The organism is Kitasatospora sp. NPDC059462 (genome assembly GCF_042749955.1).
Lineage (GTDB): Bacteria > Actinomycetota > Actinomycetes > Streptomycetales > Streptomycetaceae > Kitasatospora.
Genome location: NZ_JBHYUU010000026.1, coordinates 32,719 through 57,983, shown reverse-complemented (window position 1 = coordinate 57,983; position 25,265 = coordinate 32,719). Strand labels below are relative to the sequence as shown.

18 protein-coding genes and 1 tRNA gene are annotated in these 25,265 nt (G+C 72.8%); 5 read left to right on the top strand and 14 right to left on the bottom strand.

Translation table 11 applies throughout. The features are described from left to right. Positions 1–4 precede the first annotated feature (4 nt). From rpsG to ACFXAM_RS10355, 3 genes are all read right to left on the bottom strand, one after another. Complete coding sequence (rpsG, locus tag ACFXAM_RS10365) at positions 5–475, bottom strand: 30S ribosomal protein S7 (RefSeq protein ID WP_030055803.1); 471 nt, start codon at positions 473–475, stop codon at positions 5–7. A gap of 2 nt (positions 476–477) precedes the next feature. Further along, a complete protein-coding gene (gene rpsL, locus ACFXAM_RS10360; RefSeq protein ID WP_014144289.1) occupies positions 478–849 on the bottom strand; it encodes a 30S ribosomal protein S12 in 372 nt (123 codons plus the stop codon). A 422-nt stretch (positions 850–1,271) separates the two neighbouring features. Beyond that, complete coding sequence (locus ACFXAM_RS10355) at positions 1,272–1,880, bottom strand: DUF1707 and DUF4190 domain-containing protein (RefSeq protein WP_380289446.1); 609 nt, start codon at positions 1,878–1,880, stop codon at positions 1,272–1,274. A gap of 360 nt (positions 1,881–2,240) precedes the next feature. Here ACFXAM_RS10355 and ACFXAM_RS10350 point away from each other — a divergent pair, with 360 nt between their 5' ends. From ACFXAM_RS10350 to ACFXAM_RS10335, 4 genes are all read left to right on the top strand, one after another. Then, positions 2,241–3,005: an ABC transporter ATP-binding protein gene (locus ACFXAM_RS10350; protein WP_380289457.1), complete on the top strand. Its 765-nt coding sequence runs from the start codon at positions 2,241–2,243 to the stop codon at positions 3,003–3,005. Then, complete coding sequence (locus ACFXAM_RS10345; RefSeq protein WP_380289444.1) at positions 3,002–4,657, top strand: transporter; 1,656 nt, start codon at positions 3,002–3,004, stop codon at positions 4,655–4,657. Before ACFXAM_RS10350 ends, ACFXAM_RS10345 begins: the two co-directional genes overlap by 4 nt. 211 nt (positions 4,658–4,868) lie before the next feature. After that, positions 4,869–6,170 carry a DUF2786 domain-containing protein gene (locus ACFXAM_RS10340; protein WP_380289442.1) on the top strand — a complete coding sequence of 434 codons (1,302 nt, stop codon included), beginning with the start codon at positions 4,869–4,871 and terminating at the stop codon, positions 6,168–6,170. A gap of 87 nt (positions 6,171–6,257) precedes the next feature. Next, entirely contained in the window at positions 6,258–7,364 is a 1,107-nt protein-coding gene (locus ACFXAM_RS10335; protein WP_380289440.1) for an ADP-ribosylglycohydrolase family protein, read from the top strand. A gap of 9 nt (positions 7,365–7,373) precedes the next feature. Here the strand turns inward: ACFXAM_RS10335 and ACFXAM_RS10330 are convergent, their stop codons facing one another. Beyond that, positions 7,374–8,687 (bottom strand): serpin family protein, encoded by a 1,314-nt coding sequence (locus ACFXAM_RS10330; protein WP_380289438.1) that lies wholly within the window; start codon positions 8,685–8,687, stop codon positions 7,374–7,376. Positions 8,688–8,849: 162 nt separating this feature from the next. On the opposite strand from ACFXAM_RS10330, the gene ACFXAM_RS10325 reads away from it, so the two are divergent. Continuing rightward, positions 8,850–9,494, top strand: coding sequence for a hypothetical protein (locus ACFXAM_RS10325; RefSeq protein ID WP_380289436.1), 645 nt, complete (start codon positions 8,850–8,852; stop codon positions 9,492–9,494). Between the two features lie 30 nt (positions 9,495–9,524). Here the strand turns inward: ACFXAM_RS10325 and ACFXAM_RS10320 are convergent, their stop codons facing one another. The 10 genes from ACFXAM_RS10320 to rpoB form a co-directional block, all read right to left on the bottom strand. Beyond that, the gene (locus tag ACFXAM_RS10320) at positions 9,525–10,739 is read right to left on the bottom strand and encodes a cytochrome P450 (RefSeq protein WP_380289434.1); all 1,215 of its coding nucleotides are present in this window, start codon (positions 10,737–10,739) and stop codon (positions 9,525–9,527) included. A gap of 149 nt (positions 10,740–10,888) precedes the next feature. Beyond that, complete coding sequence (locus tag ACFXAM_RS10315; protein ID WP_380289432.1) at positions 10,889–11,881, bottom strand: hypothetical protein; 993 nt, start codon at positions 11,879–11,881, stop codon at positions 10,889–10,891. Further along, positions 11,878–13,155 (bottom strand): protein phosphatase 2C domain-containing protein, encoded by a 1,278-nt coding sequence (locus ACFXAM_RS10310; protein ID WP_380289430.1) that lies wholly within the window; start codon positions 13,153–13,155, stop codon positions 11,878–11,880. The genes ACFXAM_RS10315 and ACFXAM_RS10310 overlap by 4 nt, the downstream gene beginning before the upstream one ends. A gap of 14 nt (positions 13,156–13,169) precedes the next feature. Then, positions 13,170–13,829, bottom strand: a complete 660-nt coding sequence (locus ACFXAM_RS10305) for a VWA domain-containing protein (protein ID WP_380289428.1) — start codon at positions 13,827–13,829, stop codon at positions 13,170–13,172. A gap of 34 nt (positions 13,830–13,863) precedes the next feature. Continuing rightward, the gene (locus tag ACFXAM_RS10300; RefSeq protein WP_380289426.1) at positions 13,864–14,391 is read right to left on the bottom strand and encodes a hypothetical protein; all 528 of its coding nucleotides are present in this window, start codon (positions 14,389–14,391) and stop codon (positions 13,864–13,866) included. Then, positions 14,388–15,812 (bottom strand): methyl-accepting chemotaxis protein, encoded by a 1,425-nt coding sequence (locus tag ACFXAM_RS10295; RefSeq protein WP_380289424.1) that lies wholly within the window; start codon positions 15,810–15,812, stop codon positions 14,388–14,390. The genes ACFXAM_RS10300 and ACFXAM_RS10295 overlap by 4 nt, the downstream gene beginning before the upstream one ends. Before the next feature lie 271 nt (positions 15,813–16,083). Then, entirely contained in the window at positions 16,084–16,824 is a 741-nt protein-coding gene (locus ACFXAM_RS10290) for an NAD-dependent deacetylase (RefSeq protein WP_380289422.1), read from the bottom strand. Positions 16,825–16,963: 139 nt separating this feature from the next. Next, positions 16,964–17,037, bottom strand: a tRNA-Met gene (locus ACFXAM_RS10285). Between the two features lie 125 nt (positions 17,038–17,162). Continuing rightward, positions 17,163–21,056, bottom strand: coding sequence for a DNA-directed RNA polymerase subunit beta' (locus ACFXAM_RS10280; protein ID WP_380289420.1), 3,894 nt, complete (start codon positions 21,054–21,056; stop codon positions 17,163–17,165). A 101-nt stretch (positions 21,057–21,157) separates the two neighbouring features. Further along, complete coding sequence (gene rpoB, locus ACFXAM_RS10275) at positions 21,158–24,634, bottom strand: DNA-directed RNA polymerase subunit beta (RefSeq protein WP_380289418.1); 3,477 nt, start codon at positions 24,632–24,634, stop codon at positions 21,158–21,160. Positions 24,635–25,265 lie beyond the last annotated feature (631 nt).

The following is a 25,265-nucleotide window of genomic DNA, read 5'->3' as shown; positions in this document are numbered from 1 at the left end:
CGGACTACCAGCGGTAGTGCGCGAAGGCCTTGTTGGACTCGGCCATCTTGTGGGTGTCCTCGCGACGCTTCACGGAAGCGCCCAGGCCGTTGCTGGCGTCGAGGATCTCGTTCATCAGGCGCTCGGTCATGGTCTTCTCGCGACGGGCGCGCGAGTAGCCGACCATCCAGCGCAGCGCCAGGGTGCTGGCGCGGCCCGGACGGACCTCGACCGGAACCTGGTAGGTCGCGCCACCGACACGGCGGGACTTGACCTCGAGGGCCGGCTTGACGTTCTCCAGCGCGCGCTTCAGCGTCACGACCGGGTCCGAGCCGGTCTTCTCACGGACGCCCTCAAGGGCGCCGTAGACGATCCGCTCGGCGGTGGAGCGCTTGCCGTGCAGCAGGATCTTGTTGACCAGCTGGGTGACGACCGGGGAGCCGTAGACCGGGTCGATGATGACCGGGCGCTTCGGGGCGGGGCCCTTACGAGGCATTCTTACTTCTCCTTCTTGGCGCCGTAGCGGCTGCGGGCCTGCTTGCGGTTCTTGACACCCTGGGTGTCGAGCGAACCGCGGATGATCTTGTAGCGGACACCAGGAAGGTCCTTCACACGACCACCGCGAACCAGCACGATGGAGTGCTCCTGCAGGTTGTGGCCCTCGCCCGGGATGTAAGCGGTGACCTCGATCCCGCTGGTGAGGCGCACACGGGCGACCTTGCGGAGAGCCGAGTTCGGCTTCTTCGGGGTGGTCGTGTACACACGCGTGCAGACCCCACGGCGCTGCGGGGAACCCTTCAGCGCGGGAGTCTTGTTCTTCTCGACCTTGTCCTGCCGGCCCTTTCGGACCAGCTGCTGGATCGTAGGCACCGTTTCTCCGTTTTCTGTGTGCCAAGGCTTGGTGGAACTAACCTGCGGTGATTCCCTCGCACACGGCCCCGTGGTCGACCCACGCGGTCGGGTGTGTTGGGTTTTTTCCGGCACGGAATCCCGTGGGCTGATGTACAGCGACGGCGCTCTACGCGCGGCGCGCTGGGAGGCGCTCCGGCTCGGCGCGGCGACCGGTGTGCATGCACGCACAAGGACCCGGGGACACCCCAGGCACAAGGTCAGAGCGTACCTAGCGCATCGGGCGCGGTCAAAACAAATGCAACGCCGCAGGTGACGGCCGTCGGCCGGGTGTCGCCCGGGTGTCCCGCGCGCGGCCGCCCGGTGTCAGGTCGTCCTCCTGCCGCTCTACCACACCCGGGAGGCCGCCGCCACCGCAACGGCCCCCGACGGCGCGCCGGGAGTCAGCCGAACAGGGCCACCGTGGTCATGATCAGCACCCAGAAGGCGATCGACAGCCAGCCGAAGACGATGCCGGTGACGGCCATGCCGTCCCCGTCCTCGTTGCGCTCCGCGGCCTGCCGGCGCCCGATGTGGCCGGTGATCACCGCCGGCACCCCCAGCAGGCCGCCGGTCGGCACGCAGAGCAGGCCCAGCACCAGCGAGGTCACCGCGACGGCGTTGGTCCGGCGCGGCGGCGGGGCCAGGAAGGTCGGCGGCACGGGCGCGACGACCGGACCGGCCATCGACGGCGCCACCATCTGCGGGGCCACCATCGGCCCGGCCGGCAGGTCGGCGACCAGACGGGCCAGCTGGCCGTAGGTCTGCGCGCCGCTCGCCGCCTCGAACCGCTCGCCGTACTCGGTGGCGCTCAGCCGGCCCTCGGCGAACGCGGCCTTCAGCACGTCCACCGTCCGCTCGCGGTCCGCGGTCGCCGCGCGCATCGCCGACTGCGGCATCGCGGCGTGGTGCGCCGCGTGGTGCGGCGCGGGCGGCATCCCCGGGACGGGCGGCACGGACGCGGGCGGCTTCGCCGTCCCGTAGCCCTGCTCACCCCATGGCTGAACGGCCATCCGCCACCTCCCGGTACCCCCGCGCGACCACGGTCCCACCCCGCCCACTCGACTCTCATAGTGCAGGACGAACGGGCGTCCTGAGTAGTTGCCGAATCCGCGGATCGGTCGCCCTTTCGCGGGAAATCCCGCGACGGCCCGGCCTCCGCCCGGCCCCTCCGGCCGCCCCGCTCACCCGTTTGGCGCAGACACACCCGGGGCATCGCCACAGGAGACAGGCCCGGCCGGACGGTGGCAGGCTGTCGTCGGGGCCCGTGTCGATCATGGAACCTGCACCGCCCCCGACCGGTCCGACCACCAGTGGAAAGAGCCGCCATGCAGGCGTCAGCGCCGCCGCCGTCCCCCGTTCCCGCCGCCCCCATGCCCTCGGCCGTCTCCATCCGGGGGCTGTGGAAGCACTTCGGCACCCAGGCCGCCGTCGCCGGGCTCAGCCTGGAGCTGCCGGCCGGCGCGTTCATCGGACTGGTCGGCCCCAACGGCGCCGGCAAGACCACCACCCTGTCGATGGTCACCGGACTGCTCCGGCCCGACCAGGGCACCGTGCTCATCCACGGCGCCGACGTCTGGGCCGACCCGGTCGCCGCCAAGGCCCGGATCGGCATCCTCCCCGAGGGCCTGCGCATGTTCGAGCGGCTCAGCGGCCGTGAACTGCTCCAGTACAACGGACGTTTGCGCGGCCTGCCCGGCGCCGAGGTCGACCGCCGGGCCGAGGAACTGCTCGCCGTCCTCGACCTCGCCGGCCACGCCGACAAGCTGGTCGCCGACTACTCCACCGGCATGCGCAAGAAGATCGGCCTCGCCGCCGCGCTGCTGCACAACCCGGACGTGCTGTTCCTCGACGAGCCCTTCGAGGGCGTCGACCCGGTCTCCGCCCAGACCATCCGCGGCGTGCTCAAGCGCTACGCGGCGGCCGGCTCCACCGTCGTCTTCTCCAGCCATGTCATGGAGCTGGTCGAGCAGCTCTGCGACTGGGTCGCCGTCGTCAGCACCGGCCGGGTCGTCGCCCAGGGCCCGCTCGACACCGTCCGCGGCGGGCGCAGCCTGCACGAGGCGTTCCTGGAGCTGATCGGCGTCCGCGAGGACGACGGCCAGGCACTCGGCTGGCTCGGCGGGGGCGACCGGTGAGCACCACCACCGCGCCCGCGCACCCCGGCCTGCCGGACGGCCCTCCCGACGACCGGACGGTGGTCCGCACCCTCGTCTCCCTCAAACTCCGGCTGCTCCGCAACGGCCTGCGCCGCAGCCGCGGCCGTGCCGTCCTCTACGCGCTCGGCACCGTCCTCGGCCTGCTGTTCGCCGGCGGGATCGCGCTCGCCCTGGCCATGCTGGAGCACGCCGTCGACTCCGGCTCCGCCGGTGACGCGGGCGTCGTCCTCACCGGCGCGCTCACCGTCGGCTGGGCCGCGATACCGCTCTTCCTCTTCTCCAGCGACGAGAGCGCCGACCCGACCCGGCTCACCATGCTGCCGCTGCGGCCCGGCCCGCTGCTGCGCGGCTCCGTGCTCGCCGCCCTGCTCGGGCCCGGGCCGCTGGTCAGCCTGGTCCTGCTCACCGGCGCCGCACTGTCCGGCGCCGCCGGCGGCGCCTCGGCGGCGGCCGGGGTGGTCGGGGTGCCGCTCGCCGTGCTCACCGTCGTCGTGCTCTCCCGCTCCGTCGCCGCCGGCAACGCCCGGCTGCTCTCCAGCCGGCGCGGCAAGGACTTCGCGATCTTCGGCGGCCTGCTCTTCGCGCTGCTGGTGCAGATCGCCAACGTCGGCTCGCAGAGCATCTTCGGCAAGCCCGGCACCGACGGCCTCGACCTCGAACCGCTCGCCCCGATCGCCTCGGTGCTGCGCTGGATCCCGCCGGTCTCCGCCGTCGACGCCGTCCGCACCGCCGGCGAGGGCCGGTACCCGCTCGCGCTGCTCCAGCTCGCCGCGACCGCCGCGCTGCTCGTCCTGCTGCTGCGCTGGTGGCGGAGCAGCCTGCAGCAGCTGATGGTCACCGCCGACGCCTCCACGGTGGAGGTGGTGCGCGGCGTCCAGGAGCCGGGACGCCGCTGGCGCTTCCTGCCGGACGGCCGGGCCGGCGCCGTGATGCAGCGTCACCTGCGGTACGCCTGGCGCGAGCCGCGGGCCAAGGCCGCCGTCTTCACCAGCATCGGCATGACGCTGGTGATCTGCGTGCTGTCGATCGTCCAGGGCTGGTCCACGGTCTACCTGGTGGCGATGACCGGGATGTTCCTCGGCCTGCAGATGCTCAACCTGTTCGGCATGGACGGCTCCGCGTTCTGGATGGTCGCCGCCACCCTGCTCACCCCCGCCGACGCCCGCGACGAACTGCGCGGCCGCGCGTTCGCCCTGCTCTCCTACGCCGTCCCGGTCACCCTGGTGCTCGCCGTCGTCCTCGCCGCCGCCTCCGGCGACTGGTCCGGCCTGCCCGCCGCCGTCGGCCTCGCCTCCGCCCTGCTCGGCAGCGGCATCGCCATCGGCGCCGTGCTCAGCGTGCTCGCGCCGTACACCATGCCCGCCGACAACAACCCGATGCGCAACGCCGCCCCCGGCCAGGGCGGCCTGGTGATGCTCAACAGCTTCGGCTCGATGTTCGGCAGCGTCGTCGTCGCCTCCCCCGCCATCGGCTACCTCGCCTGGGCCCTCGCCGCCGACGCCCCCACCTGGCCCCTCCTCCTCGCCGGCCCGCTCTACGGCGCCGTCATCGCCACCCTGGGCCTGCGCCTCGCCGCGGGCCGGCTGCTGGAGCGGCTCCCGGAGATCCTCGCCAAGGCCGTGGAACGCTGAGCGACTGCGGGAGCGGGAAGTCGGCCCCGTCGACTTCCCGCTCCCGTGCCCGCCCGGGGAGGAGGGTGGCCGCCCCGCGCTCGGAGCGAGCGAGGGGCGGCCGGGGTGAGCCCAGGACGCGGAGCGGGAGGCCGGAGCCCGGCACCACAGCGGGTGACCGGGCGCGGTCCGGCATCATGGGTGGGAGGTACGGGACCCGGAGGTAGGCGGCGTGGGCAGGCGGAAGCAGGGCGGCGGCGGCAGCGGTGAGGACGCCGGGGCGCTGCTGGAGTCGGCGGTGTTGCTGGTGGTGACGGCTCCGGAGGAGGAGCTGGACCTCTCGCTGGACACCGGGGCCTCCTCGCTCGCGGCCTCCGCCGGCCGGTGGCCGGCGGTGAGCCGGGCGGTGCTGGGGTACGCGGACACGGCGGTCGGCCGGTGCTGGTCGGCCGGGTGGCGGCCGGCGGACCTGGTGCGGGTGGTGCGCCGCGAGCTGAAGCCGGTGCACCTGGCGCTCGCCGTGGACCTGATCGCCGCCGAGGCCCGCCGCTACCCCGCCGCCGCCACCGACCGCCGCTGGCAGGAGCAGCTGCGCGAGCTGGAGGCGGAGGTGTGGTGGACCTCCGACGAGGCGTACCTCCCCGCGTTCGCCCACCGCCACCGCCTGGACCGCTTCGCCCTCGCCACCGCGCTGCTGGAGCTGCTGCGCAGCTGGGGCCGGCTGCCCCCGATCGCCCCCGTGGGCCCCGCACCGGGCCGGACGCCGCACCGGGAGCCCGGCCCGCGCCGCCCGGTGACCGGCGAGCCGCGGATGCTCCCGCGGATCCGCGCCCTGCTGGCGAAGGCGGAGTCCACCGACTTCCCCGAGGAGGCCGAGGCGCTGACCGCCAAGGCCCAGCAGCTGATGGCCCAGCACAGCATCGACGAGGCCCTGCTCGCCGTCGACGGCGCCGACCCGCACGCGCCGGGCGCGCTGCGGATCGGCGTGGACAACCCGTACGAGGGCCCGAAGACGATGCTGCTGGACGCGGTCGCGGCCGCCAACCGCTGCCGCGTCGTGTGGGCGAAGGAGTTCGGCTTCTGCACCGTGATCGGCTTCGACGCGGACCTGGACGGCGTCGAGCTGCTCTACACCTCGCTGCTGGTGCAGGCGACGCACGCGATGCAGCAGGCCGGTGCCCGCCAGCACCTGGACGGCGCCTCCCGCACCAAGGCGTTCCGGCAGTCCTTCCTGGTGGCGTACGCCGCGCGGATCCGCGAGCGGCTCGCCGAGGCGACCGAGCGGACGACCAGCGACGCCGCGGCCGGCCGGCACCTGCGCGAGGACGGCACGGCGGAGCAGCTGGTCCCGGACGCCCGGCTGCTGCCGGCCCTGAAGGCGCGCACCGAGGCGGTGGACCAGGAGGTGGACCGGTTGTTCCCCAAGCTGGTGTCGCAGCGCGTGCGGGTGAGCGACGGCGAGGGCTGGGCGGCGGGCCGCGCGGCGGCGGACCGGGCGTCCCTGCGCGGCGGATCCGGCGAGATCGACCGCTGAGATCCGGGCGCCGGGATCCGGGGTTCCGCCCCGGCCGCCTGGTAGAACAGGTCGTGGGGGCGGGAACTACCGAGGGGCGGGCGAGCAGTGACGAGTACGGGGACGGGGTACCGGGACCGGGTGCGCGGGGCGCTGCTCGGCGGCGCGGTCGGCGACGCGCTGGGCTGGCCGGTGGAGTTCCTGCAGCTGGAGCAGATCCGCGAGCGCTTCGGCCCGGACGGCGTGACGGGCCTGCCGGGCGGCGGCCTGGTCGCCGAGGTGACCGACGACACCCAGATGACCCTGTTCACCGCCGAGGGCCTGATCCGGGGCTTCGTCCGCGGCTGGTCGGGCGGCGGCGGTTCGGTGCCGGAGGCGGTGCACGGCGCGTACCGGCGGTGGCTGCTCACCCAGCAGCAGGGCGCGCCGGACCGTGAGCCGCTGCCCCGTCCGTACGACGGCTGGCTGCTGCGCGAGCCGTTCCTGTACGCGCAGCGGGCGCCGGGCAACGCGTGCCTGACCGGGGTGCAGTACCACCCGGTGTTCGAGCCTCCGGTGGCGCTCGGGCAGCCGGGGCCGATCAACGCGCACTCCAAGGGCTGCGGCACCGTGATGCGCTCGGCGCCGTTCGGCCTGGCCCGGCTGGGGGTGGAGCAGTCGTTCGGGCTGGCCGCGCAGTGCGCGCAGGTGACCCACGGGCATCCGACCGGCTATCTGGCGGCGGGCGCGTTCGCGGCGTTGGTGGAGCGGCTGGCGGCCGGGACGGAGCCGTGGGCGGCGGTCGGCGAGACGGTGGAGCAGACCCGGGAGTGGCGGGCGTCGAAGGAGACGGTGCAGGCGCTGGCCCGGGCGGTGCGGGTGGCCCAGGAGTCCGAGCCGTCGGCGGAGGCGGTGGAGCGGGTGGGACTGGGCTGGATCGCCGAGGAGTGCCTGGCGATCGCGGTGTACTGCCTGCTCGCGACGGCCGGCGGGCCGGAGCCGGCCCGTTCGGCGCTGCTGCTGTCGGTGAACCACTCCGGGGACAGCGACTCGACGGGCGCGGTCTGCGGCAACCTGGTCGGCGCGGCGTACGGCGCGAGCGCGCTGCCGGCCGCCTGGACGCAGGCGGTGGAGGGCCGGGAGGCGCTGCTGCGCACGGCGGACGACCTGCTGGTGCTGTTCGGCAGCCGCGAGCCGGGCCACCCGGCGCTCGGGGACCGCTACCCGGCCGGGTGACGGTCCCCGCTACTGGGCCGCCGGGTCGGTGACCTGGCCGAGGAAGAGCGGCCGCCCGGTGGCGGTGTCCCGGATCAGGAAGAGGAACGGCCGGTCGATGTGCAGTTCGACGGGGCCGACCGGCACCGGCGCGGCCATCACCCCCACCCCGACGCCGCTGCCGGCCGCGGCGACCGTGCCCTGCTCGTCGACCTGCACGGTGGCCTTCTGCACCACCGTGCCGATGGTGAGACCCCCCTCGGCGCCCGGTCCGGGGATGCCGGAGAGGTCGGCCCCCGGGCCGAAGGCGGCCCGCACGCCGAGGCCCCGCAGGGCGGGGGTGAGCTCATTCGCCGTGTCGAACCGGAACTTCGGCAGGGTGAGGTCGACGGCCCGCGGCGCGAGCGCGCCGAGGATCCGGTCCAGCTCCGGCTGGTCCAGGCCCGTGCGGAAGGCCTCGAAGCCGCCCTGGGCGGGCACCACCAGGTCCATCGCCAGCGTGCCGCCCGCGTACGGGAGTTCGACGGCCTGCCAGGGCTGGCCGAGGATGCCGCCGGAGCCGTCGGCGTAGCGCAGGGTGCCGGTCCTGGCCATGGTGGGGACGGCGGCCCCGGTGCCGTCGAGGCGGTGGAACGGCCGGGCGCTGGTCCTCCCGGCCTTGAACGGCTCGGCCCAGTCGGCCTTGAGGTAGAGCGCGTCGGTGAGCGCCAGCCGGGTGTCCGGGTTGAGCTGTCCCGCGCCGAAGAGGTCCTTGATCCGGCCCTCGGTGGCCTTCTCGACGGCGCCGTTGACGGCCTTGCGGGCGCCCTCCGGGTCCTTGCGGAAGTCGGCGGTGTGCACGCCGGTGTCGAAGGCGGCGGCCAGCACGCCGAGGTAGTGCGGGTCGATCGGGTAGTCGCGCTGGGCCCAGAGGTCGTCGGACTGCCGCAGCACGGGCCCGCCCTCGGCGGTGGCCGTCGCGGGGCGGTTCAGGGCACCGGTGGCGAGCGCGTACTGCTCGGGGGTCAGTTCGGTGTGCAGCGCCGCGGCGAGTTCCCCGGCGGTGGTGCCCCGGGCTCCGGGCAGCACCATGGCGAGGGCGGTGGCCAGGCCGGACGGCGAGAGCACCAGGTTGCCGCCGCCCGCGGCGGGGTCGGCGGCGAGGGCGCGCAGCAGGTCGAGGCCGAACGCGCCGGTGGCCGTGGCGGTGGCGGCGCGCTGGGCCGGGTCCGCGGGCGGCAGCGTCACCGGGTCGGCCCGGACCACGGCCGTGCTGCCGCCGGAGGAGCCGCAGGCGGTGAGCAGGGCCGCGCAGCAGAGCAGGAGCAGCGCCGGGCGGCGGGTGCGGACGGACGTCGCGGGCATGGCCGGCCTCGCCTCTCGGGTCACGGTGCGGGCCGGTGCCCGCGCCTGGGTGCCGGTTGGACGCGGCGGGTCCGGGACCGGTTCCCCGGGCCGCCTGCTCCTTGTGCCATGATCGTTCGCCGTGCGGCCGTGAAGGGGCCGGACCGACGATCGGGGGGATCGATGAGCAGGCTCGCCTGCCCGCAATGCGGTGCGATCGACCAGGTACGGAGCGTGCCGAGCGTCTTCGAGTCGCAGACCAGCACCTACACGGGGCGCAGCACCGGCTACTCCTCCGGTGTGGCCTACGCCAGCGGGGTCGGGATCGTCCCGGCCTTCGGCAGCACCACGACCTTCGTCTCCGGCTCCTCCAGCAGTCTGCTGGCCGACCAGCTGGCCCCGCCGCCCGCGCCCCTGCTCGCCGCGCCCCGCAACGGCTGCGCGATCAGCGCGATGTTCGGGCTGGCCGTCGGCGCCCTCTTCCTGTCGACGATCGTCTCGATCTCCACCAGCGGCCAGGAGAACAGCGGCCGCGACGCGGTGATCCTGCTGGCCGTGCTGGCGACGCCGTTCCTGCTGACGGCGGTGGGCCTGCTGATCGGGCGCGGCCGCTTCCGGCGCCGGGCCCGGCGGGAGTTCGAGGCGTACGCGGCGGTGCACCCGTCGCTGGTCACCGCCTGGCAGTCGAGCTACCTCTGCCGGCGGTGCCACGTGGCGTTCCTGCCGGACGGCGCGCTGGGGCTGGACCTCGGCAGCACCGCCGTGGTGCCGGTCCCCCGCTTCCCGGACCTGGTCGCCTTCGTCGCCGGACGCCTGCGCGGCGTCTAGCGCGCCCCGGGCCCGGGCCCGGGGCGTCCGCTACACCTCGACCAGCAGGTCCTTCAGTCCGCGGATCACGTAGCCCGGCTGCCACTCGGGCTCGCGGACCAGCCGCAGGCCCGGGGCGCGCCGCAGCAGGGTGCCGTAGGACTCGGTGAGTTCCAGCCTGGCGAGCGGGGCCCCCAGGCAGAAGTGGATTCCGGCGCCGAAGGTGATGTGCGGGTTGTCGGTGCGGCCGAGGTCGAGGCGGTCGGGGTCGGCGAAGCGCTCGGGGTCGCGGTTGGCGGAGCCGAAGAGCAGGGCGACCTCGGAGCCGCGCGGAACGGTGACGCCGTGGACCTCGATGTCCTCCAGCACCCAGCGCTCGAACATCTGCAGCGGGGTGTCCCAGCGCATCAGCTCCTCGACGGCGGTGGGCAGCAGGGCGTCGGTGTCGGCGCGCAGCCGGGCCAGCTCCCCGGGGTTGCGGAAGAGCGCCCACCAGCCGTTGCCGGTGGTGTTGACGGTCGCCTCGTGGCCGGCGTTGAGCAGCAGCACGCAGGTGGAGATCATCTCCTGCTCGCTGAGTGCGTCCGAGCCCTCCTGGGCCTGGATGAGCGCGCTGACCAGGTCCTCGCCGGGGGTGGCCCGGCGCTCGCGGATGAGGGCGCGCAGGTAGTCGGAGAACTCGGTGCTCGCGGTGACGGCCCGGCGGGCGGCGTCCTCGGTCGGGTTGAGTTCGAACATCCCGGTGATGTCGCGGGACCACGGGCGCAGCAGGTGCCGGTCGGACTCCGGGACGCCGAGCATCTCGGCGATCACCGCGACCGGCAGCGGCTCGGCGACGGCGGCGATGAGGTCGCCGCCGCCGTCCGCGAGCAGGCCGTCGACGAGCTCCCCGGCGAGCCGGCGGACGGTGGGGCGCAGACCCTCGACCATGCGCGGGGTGAAGGCCTTGGAGACCAGGCGGCGGATCCGGGTGTGGTCCGGGGCCTCCAGGTCGAGCAGGCCGTTGTCGTTGAGGGTGTGGAACGGCTCGTGCGCCGGATCGGGCTCGGGGCGGCCGAACTCCTGGTGGCTGAACCGGTGGGTGTAGGTGCGGCCGAGCCTGCGGTCCCGGAGCAGCGCGCTGACGTCCTCGAAGCGCGAGACCAGCCACTGGTCGGTGGGTTCGAAGTACGTCACGGGGGCCTGCTCGCGCAGGGTGGCGTACGCGTCGTAGGGGTGGGCCACGAACGCCGCCGACCAGGGGTCGAACTTCGCCGTCGTCGTCATCGGTCGATCACTCCAGGCCATGAGGGGGGAGCCGGAAGGATCATCGTACGCATGCGCTCCGTCCGGCCCCCGCTCCCGGTCGGCCGGTCCCCGTCGGCCGGCCCCGGTCGGCCGGTCCCCGTCGGCCAGGCCCGGTCGGCCGGCCCCCGTCAGCCGGGCCGCTTCAGCCGGATGCTCCCCCGGGCCGGTCCCCGGCCGTCGAACAGCCGCTCGTCCTCCGGCCGCGCCGGGCGCGGTGGCGGCGGGGGGACACCCGGCGCGAGCGGAATGCTGCCGCGGCCGCCGAGCGCCAGCAGCCAGGCGGTCAGGTCCGGCCGGCTCCCGTACGGGCCGTCGGCCTGCTCCCAGACCCGCCGGACCATCGCCAGCGCCCGGTCCACCAGCAGCCCCGGCAGCGGCTCCAGCCTCGCGCCCGGCGCGACGTACGGGTCCTGCGCCAGGATCCGGCCGATCAGCAACGCCGCCTTGTAGCGGTCGCTGTCCACCGAGGCCGCGCTGCCGTGCGGGGAGCGCGGGTCCGCCCAGTTGGGCGTGTCCGCCTGCTCCAGCACCGGGGCGGCGCCGACCCGGCGGATGCCGTCGCAGTCCAGCAGGTGCACCGCCGGCTCGGGCCGCACCGTCCAGAGCACATTGGCGTGCGAGAGGTCCCCGATCACCAGGCCCCAGCGGTGCAGCCGGTCGATCAGACCCACCAGCTCCAGCAGCAGCGCCGTCCGCTGCTCCGCGTCCGGGCGGACGATGCCCTGGGTGGCGGACTTCTCCGGGTAGAGCAGGTACTGCGCCTCGGTGAGCTTGCGGGTGCCGGCCGCCGTCTGCCAGGTCATCGCCGGCGGGGCCTCCCGCATCAGGAAGCCGACGCAGCGCGGGCCGTCCGTCACCCGGCAGAGCGGCCAGGCCGCCTGGGCGTCCAGCCGCTCCCGGTCGGCCTGCGGCAGGCCGAGCCGCAGGGCGACCAGCGCGGTCAGCGCCCCGCCGTTGACCCGCCCGGCCTCCAGGTAGCGCTTGAACAGCAGGCCGGGGTAGCCGACGAGGCGCTGCACCCGGCCCTGGCCGCCCCGGCCGGCCTCGTCGCCGAGGGGCAGCAGCGCCAGGTCCGCGTCCCCGCCCGTGGCCAGCGCGGTGGCGATGTCCGGCACGCTCACGGGGCGGCCTCCCAGAGGCAGACGACCGAGCGGTCGTCGTCGTAGCTGCGCACCCGGACCTGGGTCTGCCAGAGGAACTCCGCGAGCCCGGGCACCGCGCTGCCCCAGCGCTCGCCGAGCCAGCCCTGCAGCTCGGGCTCCTTGAGCAGCGGGAGCGCGAGCCCGTCGGTGCAGAGCACCAGCAGGTCGCCGGGGCGGGTGTCGGTGATCAGCCGGGCCCGGGCGTGCTCGTAGGCCTCGGGCAGGCAGTCGGTCCTGGTGCTGATCAGGGCACCGCCCTCGCCGGCCTCGGCCGCTTCGAGGTTCTGCCAGCCGCCCCCGCGCAGGCGCAGCAGTCCGCCGTCGCCGACCGAGACGAAGCCCCGGAACGGCACGGCCGGGTCGGCCGGCACCAGCAGGGCCCGCAGGGTCGTGGAGTAGGACTTCGGCGGGCGGCCCTCCTTGCGGGCCTCCTCGGCGAGCTGGTCGGCGGCCTCCGCGATGAGCCGGCTGGTCAGGCTGGCGAAGTCGAGCTCGGCGCCGGAGCGCAGGAAGGCCAGCAGGGTCTCCGCCTTCTGCGCGACCTGCCGGGTGAGCATCCGGAGGATCCCGTGCGAGCCGTGGTGGGAGTGCGACTGGGAGCCGACGCCGTCGGCCACCGCGACCAGCAGCAGCTCGCCGGTCCGCACGACCAGGACGGCGTCCTGGCGGCACTCGGCCGCGTAGCGGTGCCCGTCGCCGCGCACGGAGGCGGCGCGGACGGTGACCGGGCCGAACCGCCCGCCGTCCACCACGGTGTCGGGCAGCAGGGCGCCGAAGAGGTCGCCGCCCGGGACGGCGGGGATGTCGGTCGGCTCGGCGGGGTAGGCGGGGGCCTTGCGGCCGATGTGGTCCAGCGGGCCGGGCTCCCGGAACGAGGGCGGCCGCACGACCCCGCCGGGGGCGGTGGCGGCCCCGGCGGGCGGGACCGGGGCGGTGACGGTCCCGGCGGCGGGCGCCACGACGGCCGGGCCGTCGGCACCGTGCGGCTCGCGGACCGCCGACGGCCCCGGGCCGATCGGGCGCGGCAGGAACCCCTCCGGCACCACCGGCCCGGAGACCACCGGCCCGGGAACCACCGGTCGCGACGCCTGCGCCGGGGCGTCGGCCCGGGCCGGGGCCGTCGTCTCCGGGCCCCAGCCGTGCTCGTACACGGAGGCCGCGAGGTCGATCGGGTCCTCCTTGCGGCTCGGCGCGTGCTCCGGCCCGGGCTCCTGGGCGTGGCCGGCCGGCAGCTGGTTGTCGTACGCGTTCATCCGGCGGCCCGGCCTCAGAGCTTGTCGAGCGAGACGGAGGTGAAGCCGGGCACCTGGTCGTCGACCTGGAGGCTCATGCCCTGGCCGGCCTCGGTCGCCCCGCTCACCGAGCGGACGATCGAACGGGTCAGGCTGGCCGCGAACTCCCGCAGCGCGACGGCCGGGTTGGCCGTCCCCTCGTCCTGCATGAACGCCTTGAAGGTGGCGACCCGCGCGATCACGCTCCGGTCGGCCTGGCCGATGCCGAAGGCGATGATGTGCGGCCGGAAGGCGGCGGCCAGCAGGTCCTGGTAGGGCTGGTCCCAGTCGGAGTCGGTCGGCACGCCGTCGGAGAGGAAGAAGACCACCGGGCGGTAGACGTCGTGACCGTCCGCCTTGAGTGCCTGCACGTCCCGCTCGATCGCCTGGCGCAGCAGGGTGAAGGCGTTGCCGAAGGAGGTCAGGCCGGAGGCCTCCAGGGCGGGCAGCTCCTCCAGGTCGCTCAGGTCGACCAGCGGCTGGAGCTCGTGGGCGTCGGTGGAGAAGCCGATCAGCCCGAACCGGGTCTTGTCGGCGATGGTCGGGTTGGTGCTGATCTCCTGGTGGAGGTCGAACAGGGCCTTGTTGAGGGTGTCGATGTCGGCGCTCATCGACCCCGATTCGTCGCACACGGCGTAGAACGGGAGGATCTGCACTGCTCTTCTCCTTCGATTGGCAGGGCGTTGTCGGTCAGCCGGTGTAGAAGTAGATCTCCAGCGAGGCGTGCCGGGGGTTGTCCGCGAGCGAGATGAAGTCCCGGGTGGTGGTGCCCCGGAACATCTCCGGACGGGCCTGCGCGAGCAGGCCGTTGACGGTGTGGGCGTAGGCCTGGCCGACGCCCGGGTCGCGGTTGCTGCCGAAGGTGAGGACGACGGCCGCCTGCCGGCCCGCGTACCGCTCGGTGGCCGCGCGGATCTGGGCGGTCAGCCCGGCCGTGTCCGAGGCCTCCCCGGAGACGTCGACGGTGACCGGGTCGTGCTCGACGCCGCGCGGCCCGGCCGGGGTGGGCGTGGTGGTGGGCGTGGCGGCGGTGGTGGCGCTCGTCTCCGCGGTGGCGGTGGCGGTGGGCGTGACGACGGCCCGCCGGGCGGCCACCGGGTCGCCCTGGTCGCCCATCGCGACCAGGGCGAGCACGAGCAGCATGTCGGCGAACAGCCAGCCGGCCAGGTGCACGCCCCGGGCCCGCGGCCGCCGTGCCGTCCGGAACCGGCCCCTCATCGGCCCGGCCCCTGCCCCTGCCCCGGTACCGGCACCTCGTCGAGTTCCAGCAGCGTCAGGTCGCCGTCCTCGACGGCCGGGCCGGAGGCGGCCGCGCCGGTGCCCCGGGAGCGGGCGGCGCCGGCGTCCGGGCCGGGGCCGGACGCCGTCTTCACCATGACGATGCCCGCCCCGTCGCGGTGTCCGCCCAGCGGTGCGCCCGGCGGCCCGCCCGGCGCGGACGTCCCCAGGCGCTCGGCCGCCGCGGTGGCCGCCGAGGCCGCCGCCGCGACCCGGTCGGCCAGGACCGCGACCTCCCGGGCCAGCCCGTCCAGCCGTTCCAGCACCTGCCCGTTGACGTCGGCCACGGTCTCCGCGCCGGTGGTGAACCCGCGCTGCGCGACCGCGAGGTCGCGCACCGCCTCCTCCACCCGCTCCCCCGCCCCGGCGAGTTCGGCGCCCACCCGGTCGGTGGCCAGCCGGACCAGCTCGGCCGCGTCGAGGGCCTGCTTCCCGCCGCGGTGGACGAGACCGTCGGTGGCCGCCGCGCCGTCCCGGACCGTCTCGGCGAGCCGCTCGCCGCTGTCCCGCACCGCGACACCGACCCCGTCGACGGCCTTGCCGACCCCGTCGACCGCCTTCTCGACGCCGTCGACGGCCCGGCGCAGCGGATCGACCGCCTCGCCGGCCTCGGTGAGCCGCCGCTCGGCCCCGGCGACCGAGCGCTCGACGGCCAGCGCCGCCTCGCTCAGCTCCCGCTGGGTGTCGGCGGCCTGCCGGCCGAGCCGCTCCAGGGTCTCGGCGGCGCCGGTCAGTTCGGCGGTGAAGCGCTGCGGGGTGGCCCGGCGGCGCTCGTTCAGCACCAGCTGCGCGCGGGTGAGCACCGGCGCCAGCTCCGCCAGCAGGTCCTCCGCCTCGGCCTCGGCCGCCGCCTCCCGGCGGACGGTGCCGGCCCGGCGCACGCCGTGCGCGACGGAGAGCACCAGCAGCAGCGTGATGAACAGGGTCGCGGACAGGGCGACGTCGCCGAAGGTGGCCCAGCCCGACAGCCGGCCCTCGAAGCCGGTCTGCCAGAGCTGGAGGAACGGCCGGGCGGCCTGCCCGGCGTCCGCGCCGATCAGCGCCCGGTAGGCGCTGGTGGCCTGCATCAGCCCGGCCCAGGTGACCAGCAGCGGGACGAACACCAGGGCGCCGAGGGCGACTTCGGCCCAGGCCCAGAACCTCGGCTCGGTGCCCGGCCGCACCGCGGCCCGCACGCTCTCCGGCCGCACGAAGCTGTGCACCAGGTCGAGTTCGGCCCACCGGTCGAGGTCGCCGGCACCGGAGAGCGCCAACCCCAGCTCCCTGAGCTCCTCCTGACGGCTCGCCAGCCCGGGCCGGTCCGCCAGCGCCCGCAGCTCGCCCCCGATCGCGTGGCGGTCCAGCAGTCGACCTGAGGTCATGAGGGGCTCCTTCGTACGCGCCGCCGCGGAGCAGGGGACACCCGTGGCCGGTGCGGCGCGCGGGCGCGCCCGCCCGGGCGGCCTCCCCGGGTGGCCGGAACCCGGCCACGCCGCTCCGCGCGGCAGCGTAGCGCAGAACCGGCCACCGGGAGCGGCCAGTTCGGAACGTCGTCACCCGGTCGTCACCGAATTCTCCGCCCCGGAACACCCCGGAACACCCCGGGACGCCCCGGGACGCCCCGGGACGCCCCGGGACGCCCCGGGACGGCGGTCAGGCGTACCGGGCGACCAGCCGCCGGACCAGCGCCGGCAGGGCGGTGGAGATCGGCTCCCGGACGACCTCCTGCGCCGCCTCGTCGAACGGCGTCGGCTCACCGTTCACGATGATCAGCCGGGAGCCGGTCTTCACCGCGTTGTACGGCAGCCCGGCGACCGGGAAGACCTGCAGACTGGTGCCGACCACGATGAACAGCTCGCAGGCCCGGCTGATCGCGTCCGCCTGCCGCAGCACCTCCGGGTCCAGCTGCTCGCCGAACATCACGGTGCGCGGCCGCAGGATCCCGCCGCAGTCCCGGCACTCCGGGTCCGCCTCGCCCGCCGCCACCCGTTCCAGCGCCTCCTCCATCGGGCCCGTCACCCGGCACGCCACGCACTGCACCTCCCGCGCGGTGCCGTGGAGTTCGAGCACCTTGCGGGGCGTCTGCCCGGCCCGCTGGTGCAGCCCGTCGACGTTCTGGGTCAGGATCCGCACCGGCAGCCCGGAACGTTCCAGCCCGACCAGCGCCCGGTGCCCCGCGTTCGGCTCGGCGGCGAGCGCCCCCGTCCCGGCCCGCATCCGCCAGGCCTGCCGGCGGACCTCCGGGTCGTCCAGGTACGGGCCGATGGTGACCAGGCGCTGCGCGTCCGGATCGCGCTGCCAGAGCCCGTTCGGGCCTCGGTAGTCGGGAATGCCCGAGTCGGTGGAGATCCCTGCGCCGGTGAGGACGGCGATCAGCGGCCGCTTCGCGTTCATGCCCCGGACGGTACGGCTCCCCCCGCCCACCCGCCACCGAAAATCCGCCCCACCACGCCCGCCCGCCCTCCCCCGCCCACCGGAGCCCGGAAAACCCGAAGGGCCCGGAGGCTTGAAGCCTCCGGGCCCTTCGATGCAGTAGCGGGGACAGGATTTGAACCTGCGACCTCTGGGTTATGAGCCCAGCGAGCTACCGAGCTGCTCCACCCCGCGTCGGTGAACACGATCTTACGCGACTTCGCCCCAGAACCCTAATCCGTTTCCCTCCGCCCCCCGGGAACGCCGCAGGGCGGCCACCCCGGGAGGGGGTGGCCGCCCTGCGGACGGGGACCGTGGACTCAGCCGGTGTACGGGCCGTAGTCGTAGTCGTCCAGCGGGACCGCCTGGCCGGAGCCGGCGCCGAAGGGCGACAGGTCGTAGTCGTCGTAGCCGACGGCCGAGTACATGGCGGCCTTGGCCTCCTCGGTCGGCTCGACCCGGATGTTGCGGTAGCGGGGCAGACCCGTACCGGCCGGGATGAGCTTACCGAGGATGACGTTCTCCTTGAGGCCCAGCAGCGGGTCCGACTTGGCGTGGATCGCCGCGTCGGTGAGGACCCGGGTCGTCTCCTGGAAGGAGGCGGCCGACAGCCAGGACTCGGTGGCCAGCGAGGCCTTGGTGATACCCATCAGCTGCGGACGGCCGGAGGCGGGGTGACCGCCCTCGGAGACCACGCGACGGTTCTCCTGCTCGAAGCGGCCGCGCTCGACGAGCTCGCCCGGGAGCAGCTCGGCGTCGCCCGACTCGATGATCGTCACGCGGCGGAGCATCTGCCGGATGATGATCTCGATGTGCTTGTCGTGGATCGACACACCCTGCGAGTTGTAGACCTTCTGGACCTCGGCGACCAGGTGGACCTGGACGGCACGCTGGCCCATGATGCGCAGGACGTCGTGCGGGTTGGTGGCACCCATGGTCAGCTTCTGGCCGACCTCGACCGCCTCGCCCTCGCTCACCAGGAGCTTGACACGCTTGGAGACCGGGTAGGCGATCTCGTCGGTGCCGTCGTCCGGGGTGACGACGATCTTGCGGGTCTTCTCGGTGTCCTCGATGCGGACCCGGCCCTGGGCCTCCGAGATCGGGGCCACACCCTTGGGGGTACGGGCCTCGAAGAGCTCGACGACACGCGGCAGACCCTGGGTGATGTCGTCACCGGCCACACCACCGGTGTGGAAGGTACGCATGGTCAGCTGGGTACCGGGCTCACCGATGGACTGGGCGGCGATGATGCCGACCGCCTCACCGATGTCGACCAGCTTGCCGGTGGCCAGCGAGCGCCCGTAGCACATGGCGCAGGTGCCGACGGCCGACTCACAGGTCAGGATCGAGCGGGTCTTGACCTCGGCGATGCCGTGGCGGATCAGCTCGTCGATCAGGACGTCACCGAGGTCGGTGTTGGCCGTGGCCAGCAGCTTGCCGTCGACGGTGATGTCCTCGGCGAGCATGCGGGCGTAGACGCTGGTCTCGACGTCGTCCGTCTTGCGCAGGACGCCGTCCGCGCCGACGGTGCCGATGGCCAGCTTCAGGCCGCGCTCGGTGCCGCAGTCCTCCTCGCGAATGATGACGTCCTGGGAGACGTCGACCAGACGACGGGTGAGGTAGCCGGAGTCGGCGGTACGCAGAGCGGTGTCCGCCAGACCCTTACGGGCACCGTGGGTGGAGATGAAGTACTCCAGAACGGTGAGGCCCTCACGGAACGACGCCTTGATGGGTCGCGGGATGGTCTCGTTCTTGGCGTTGGACACCAGACCGCGCATACCGGCGATCTGGCGCATCTGCATCATGTTTCCACGGGCGCCCGAGTCGACCATCATGAAGATCGGGTTGGTCTTCGGGAAGTTCGCGGCCATGGCGTCCGCGACCTCGTTGGTCGCCTGGGTCCAGATGCCGACGAGCTCCTGCTTGCGCTCGTCGTTGGTGATCAGACCGCGCTCGTACTGCTTCTGGACCTTCTCCGCCTTCGCCTCGTAGCCCTCAAGGATCTGGGGCTTGCTCGGCGGGACGATGACGTCCGAGATGGAGACGGTGACACCCGAACGGGTCGACCAGTGGAAGCCGGCCGCCTTCAGGTTGTCCAGGGTCGCCGCGACGGTGACCTTGGGGTAGCGCTCGGCCAGGTCGTTGACGATCGCGGAGAGCTGCTTCTTGCCCACCTCGTAGTCGACGAACGGGTAGTCCTCGGGCAGCAGCTCGTTGAAGAGCGCGCGGCCCAGGGTGGTCTTCAGGCGGAAGGACTCGCCCTCGAACCAGGACGACTGGCCGTCCTCGTCCAGCGGCGGGGTCCAGCCACGGGGCGGGACGGTGCCGATGGGCAGGCGCAGCTCGATCGGGGCCTGGACGTCCAGCTCGCGGGCGTCGAAGGCCATGATCGCCTCGGCGGTCGACGAGAAGGTGCGGCCGGCGCCCTTCACGTTCTCGCGGTCCGAGGTCAGGAAGAACAGGCCGAGCACCATGTCCTGGGTCGGCATGGTGACGGGGCGGCCGTCGGCCGGCTTCAGGATGTTGTTCGAGGACAGCATCAGGATGCGGGCCTCGGCCTGCGCCTCCGCGGAGAGCGGCAGGTGGACGGCCATCTGGTCACCGTCGAAGTCCGCGTTGAACGCGGTGCAGACGAGCGGGTGGATCTGGATGGCCTTGCCCTCGACCAGCTGCGGCTCGAAGGCCTGGATGCCGAGGCGGTGCAGGGTGGGCGCACGGTTCAGCAGGACCGGGTGCTCGGCGATGACCTCTTCGAGGACGTCCCACACGACCGGACGGGCGCGCTCGACCATGCGCTTGGCCGACTTGATGTTCTGCGCGTGGTTCAGGTCGACCAGGCGCTTCATCACGAACGGCTTGAAGAGCTCCAGCGCCATGGCCTTGGGCAGACCGCACTGGTGCAGCTTGAGCTGCGGGCCGACGACGATGACCGAACGGGCCGAGTAGTCGACGCGCTTGCCGAGCAGGTTCTGGCGGAAACGACCCTGCTTGCCCTTCAGCATGTCGCTGAGGGACTTCAGCGGGCGGTTGCCCGGGCCGGTGACCGGACGGCCGCGGCGGCCGTTGTCGAACAGCGCGTCGACGGCCTCCTGGAGCATGCGCTTCTCGTTGTTCACGATGATCTCGGGCGCGCCGAGGTCGAGAAGCCGCTTCAGGCGGTTGTTGCGGTTGATGACGCGGCGGTACAGGTCGTTCAGGTCGGAGGTCGCGAAGCGGCCACCGTCCAGCTGCACCATCGGACGCAGGTCCGGCGGGATGACCGGGACGCAGTCCAGCACCATGCCGTTGGGCTTGTTGGTGGTCTGCAGGAACGCCGAGACGACCTTGAGGCGCTTCAGCGCACGGGTCTTCTTCTGGCCCTTGCCGGTGCGGATGATCTCGCGCAGGCGCTCGGACTCCTCCGCCAGGTCGAAGGTCTCAAGGCGGTCCTTGAGGGCCGCCGCGCCCATCGAGCCGGAGAAGTAGGTGCCGAAGCGGTCGCGCAGCTCGCGGTAGAGCAGCTCGTCGCCCTCAAGGTCCTGGACCTTGAGGTTCTTGAAGCGGGCCCACACCTCGTCGAGGCGGTCGAGCTCGCGCTGCGCGCGGTCGCGCAGCTGCTTCATCTCGCGCTCGGCGCCCTCGCGCACCTTGCGGCGCACGTCGGCCTTGGCGCCCTCGGCCTCCAGCTCGGCCAGGTCGGTCTCGGCCTTCTTGGCGCGGGCTTCGAGGTCGGAGTCGCGGCGGTTCTCGATCTGCTGGCGCTCGACCGAGACGTGCGCCTCCAGGGACGGCAGGTCGCGCTGGCGGCGCTCGTCGTCGACCCAGGTGATCATGTAGGCGGCGAAGTAGATGACCTTTTCGAGGTCCTTCGGCGCCAGGTCCAGCAGGTAGCCGAGGCGGGACGGCACGCCCTTGAAGTACCAGATGTGGGTGACCGGGGCGGCCAGCTCGATGTGGCCCATCCGCTCACGACGCACCTTGGCGCGGGTCACCTCGACGCCGCAGCGCTCGCAGATGATGCCCTTGAAGCGGACGCGCTTGTACTTACCGCAGTAGCACTCCCAGTCCCGGGTGGGGCCGAAGATCTTCTCGCAGAAGAGGCCGTCCTTTTCGGGCTTCAGGGTGCGGTAGTTGATGGTCTCCGGCTTCTTGACCTCGCCGTGCGACCACTGGCGGATGTCGTCGGCGGTGGCCAGGCCGATGCGGAGCTCGTCGAAGAAGTTGACGTCAAGCACTGGTCGTCAAGCCCTCTTTCGTAAGTCGAGAGTCGTTCGTGTGGTCTGAGGGGGGCCTGGGGGCGGGCCGGCTGCTCAGCGGGCAGCCGGCCCCACCTCCGTCAGACCTCTTCGACGCTGCTCGGCTCGCGCCGGGACAGGTCGATGCCGAGCTCCTCGGCGGCGCGGAACACGTCCTCGTCGGAGTCCCGCATCTCGATGGACTGGCCGTCCGAGGACAGCACCTCCACGTTGAGGCAGAGCGACTGCATTTCCTTGATGAGGACCTTGAAGGACTCGGGAATGCCGGGCTCGGGGATGTTCTCGCCCTTGACGATGGCCTCGTAGACCTTCACGCGGCCGAGAACGTCGTCGGACTTGATGGTGAGCAGCTCCTGCAGCGCGTAGGCCGCGCCGTACGCCTCAAGGGCCCACACCTCCATCTCACCGAAGCGCTGACCACCGAACTGCGCCTTACCACCGAGCGGCTGCTGGGTGATCATCGAGTACGGGCCGGTCGAGCGGGCGTGCAGCTTGTCGTCGACCAGGTGGTGCAGCTTGAGGATGTACATGTAGCCGACCGAGACCGGCATCGGGAACGGCTCGCCGGAGCGGCCGTCGAACAGCCGGGCCTTGCCGGTGGAGTTCACCAGGCGCGCACCGTCACGGGTGAGCGTGGTGTTGTCCAGCAGGCCGGTGATCTCGTCCTCGCGGGCGCCGTCGAAGACCGGGGTGGCCAGGTTGGTGCCGCCCTCGACCGTGTCGGCGCCGATCGCCTGCAGGCGCTGGGCCCACTCGTCGGCGAGGCCGGAGACGTCCCAGCCCTGCTTGGCGAGCCACCCGAGGTGGATCTCCAGGACCTGTCCCGGGTTCATTCGGGACGGGACACCCAGCGGGTTGAGGATGATGTCGACCGGGGTGCCGTCCTCCAGGAACGGCATGTCCTCGACCGGCAGGATCTTGGAGATGACGCCCTTGTTGCCGTGGCGGCCGGCGAGCTTGTCACCGTTGGTGATCTTGCGCTTCTGGGCCACGTAGACGCGGACCAGCTGGTTCACGCCCGGGGGCAGCTCGTCGCCCTCTTCGCGGTCGAAGACGCGCACGCCGATGACCTTGCCGGACTCACCGTGCGGGACCTTCAGCGAGGTGTCGCGGACCTCGCGGGCCTTCTCGCCGAAGATCGCGCGGAGCAGGCGCTCCTCCGGGGTCAGCTCGGTCTCGCCCTTCGGGGTGACCTTGCCGACCAGGATGTCGCCGGTGACGACGTCGGCGCCGATGCGGATGATGCCGCGCTCGTCGAGGTCGGCGAGGACCTCCTCGGAGACGTTCGGGATGTCCCGGGTGATCTCCTCGGGGCCGAGCTTGGTGTCACGGGCGTCGACCTCGTGCTCCTCGATGTGGATCGAGGAGAGGACGTCGTCCTGCACGAGGCGCTGCGACAGGATGATCGCGTCCTCGTAGTTGTGACCCTCCCACGACATGAACGCCACGAGCAGGTTCTTGCCGAGGGCCATCTCGCCCTCGTCGGTGCACGGGCCGTCGGCCAGCACCTGGTTGACCTCGACCCGGGCGCCCTCGTCCACGAGCACCTTCTGGTTGAAGGCGGTGCCCTGGTTGGAGCGGGTGAACTTGGCGGCGCGGTACGTGGTGTACGTGCCGTCGTCGTTGGCCACGGTGACGTAGTCGGCCGAGACCTCCTGGACGACACCCGCCTTCTCGGCGGTGATGACGTCGGCGGCGTCGACGGCGCAGCGGTACTCCATGCCGGTGCCGACCAGCGGGGCCTCGCTCTTCAGCAGCGGCACCGCCTGGCGCATCATGTTCGAGCCCATGAGCGCGCGGTTGGCGTCGTCGTGCTCCAGGAACGGGATCATGGCGGTCGCGACCGACACCATCTGGCGCGGCGAGACGTCCATGTAGTCGATCTCGGTGCCCGGGATGTAGTCGATCTCGCCACCACGGCGGCGGACCAGGACGCGGGGCTCGGCGAAGTGCAGGTCCGCGGTCAGCGGGGCGTTCGCCTGGGCGATGACGTAGCGGTCCTCCTCGTCGGCGGTCAGGTAGTCGACCTGCTCGGTGACCACGCCGTCGACGACCTTGCGGTACGGGGTCTCGATGAAGCCGAACGCGTTGACCCGGCCGTACGAGGCCAGCGAGCCGATCAGACCGATGTTCGGGCCTTCGGGGGTCTCGATCGGACACATGCGGCCGTAGTGCGAGGGGTGCACGTCACGGACCTCGAAGCCGGCGCGCTCACGGGAGAGACCGCCGGGGCCGAGGGCGGACAGACGGCGCTTGTGGGTCAGGCCCGACAGCGGGTTCGTCTGGTCCATGAACTGCGACAGCTGGCTGGTGCCGAAGAACTCCTTGATGGAGGCGACGACCGGCCGGATGTTGATCAGGGTCTGCGGCGTGATCGCCTCGACGTCCTGGGTGGTCATGCGCTCGCGCACGACGCGCTCCATACGGGCGAGACCCGTACGGACCTGGTTCTGGATGAGCTCGCCCACGTTGCGCAGGCGGCGGTTGCCGAAGTGGTCGATGTCGTCGACCTCGACCACGATGTCGCGGCCGGTCTCGTCACGCCAGTCGACCTCGCCGGCGTGCAGCTTGACCAGGTACTTGATCGCGTTGATGATGTCGGGCTCGGTGAGCACACCGGAGTCCAGCGACTCGGCGTTGCCGAGCTTGCGGTTCACCTTGTAGCGGCCGACCTTGGCGAGGTCGTAGCGCTTCGGGTTGAAGTACAGGTTCTCCAGCAGCGTCTGCGCGGCCTCGCGCGTCGGCGGCTCGCCCGGACGCAGCTTGCGGTAGATGTCCAGCAGCGCGTCGTCCTGGCCCTGGGTGTGGTCCTTCTCCAGGGTGGCGCGCATCGACTCGTACTCGCCGAACTCTTCGAGAATCATCTCGTTGGTCCAGCCGAGGGCCTTGAGCAGCACGGTGACCGACTGCTTGCGCTTGCGGTCGATGCGCACGCCGACCATGTCGCGCTTGTCGATCTCCATCTCCAGCCAGGCACCACGCGAGGGGATGACCTTGCAGGAGTAGATCTCCTTGTCGGAGACCTTGTCCAGGGTGGAGTCGAAGTACACGCCCGGGGAGCGGACGAGCTGCGACACGACGACACGCTCGGTGCCGTTGATCACGAACGTGCCCTTGTGGGTCATGAGCGGGAAGTCGCCCATGAAGACCGTCTGAGACTTGATCTCACCGGTCTCGTTGTTGGTGAACTCGGCCGTGACGAAGAGCGGGGCGGCGAACGTGAAGTCGCGGTCCTTGCACTCGTCAATGGAGTTCTTCGGCGGCTCGAAACGGTGGTCGCGGAAGGTCAGCGACATCGACCCACTGAAGTCCTCGATCGGCGAGATCTCCTCGAAGATCTCCTCCAGACCGGACTTGGTGGGGACGTCCAGACCGTTCTCCAGCGCCTCCTCGACCCGGGTCTTCCAGGCCGCGTTGCCGAGCAGCCAGTCAAAGCTCTCGGTCTGCAGGGCCAGGAGGTTCGGGACCTCGAGGGGCTCCTTGATCTTCGCGAAGGAGACGCGGAGCGGGGCGGTGGATGCGGCGGAATTGTTCGAGGCGTTGCGCGGCGCGGCCAAGAGGGGGGTCCTTCCGAGGGCTCGGAGCTCACTACGCGCGTACCAGCCGGGCCTTCACGGGCTTGGTCCCGCCTCCCTCGCCACTGGCCTCTGCCGGGATCGAAACCCCAGGTCAGAGCCGCTTTGCGGAGGTGGTGCCAGACCCCTTCGGGGCAACGCAAACTCCGGGCGACGAGTCACGGAGAAGCTAACAGGCAGCGCAAAGGGACAGTGTAGCCAAAGGCGACACTGCTGTCCAGCTCTGATTCGGAGACCGAATCGGAGACTCCTCCCGGTAGCCGTCGGGCGCGGACGCCCGCCGGGTACTGCACCGGCCCGGACTCGCCGGGCCCACGACTCACGTGGAGTCACTTCCCTCCGGAGCCGCCGGTTATGCATCCGGCGGCGGACCAACCGGGCCGACTCGCGCCTTGAGAATCGCGCGCCGTGCCGGGTTCGTCAAGGGCCCGCCTCCGGCGCGGGCCTCGACCCGTTCATCGCGCCGGACCGCCCCGGCGTTACAGAAGCCGTGGTCGGAGCCACACCCGATGACAGCGATCACCATACCCGCCCGCACCGACAGTGCCGAGTGAGCGTTCGGCCACACCGGTGTGTCCACGCACGGGGCGGCCCGCGGGGCCGGGGAACGCAA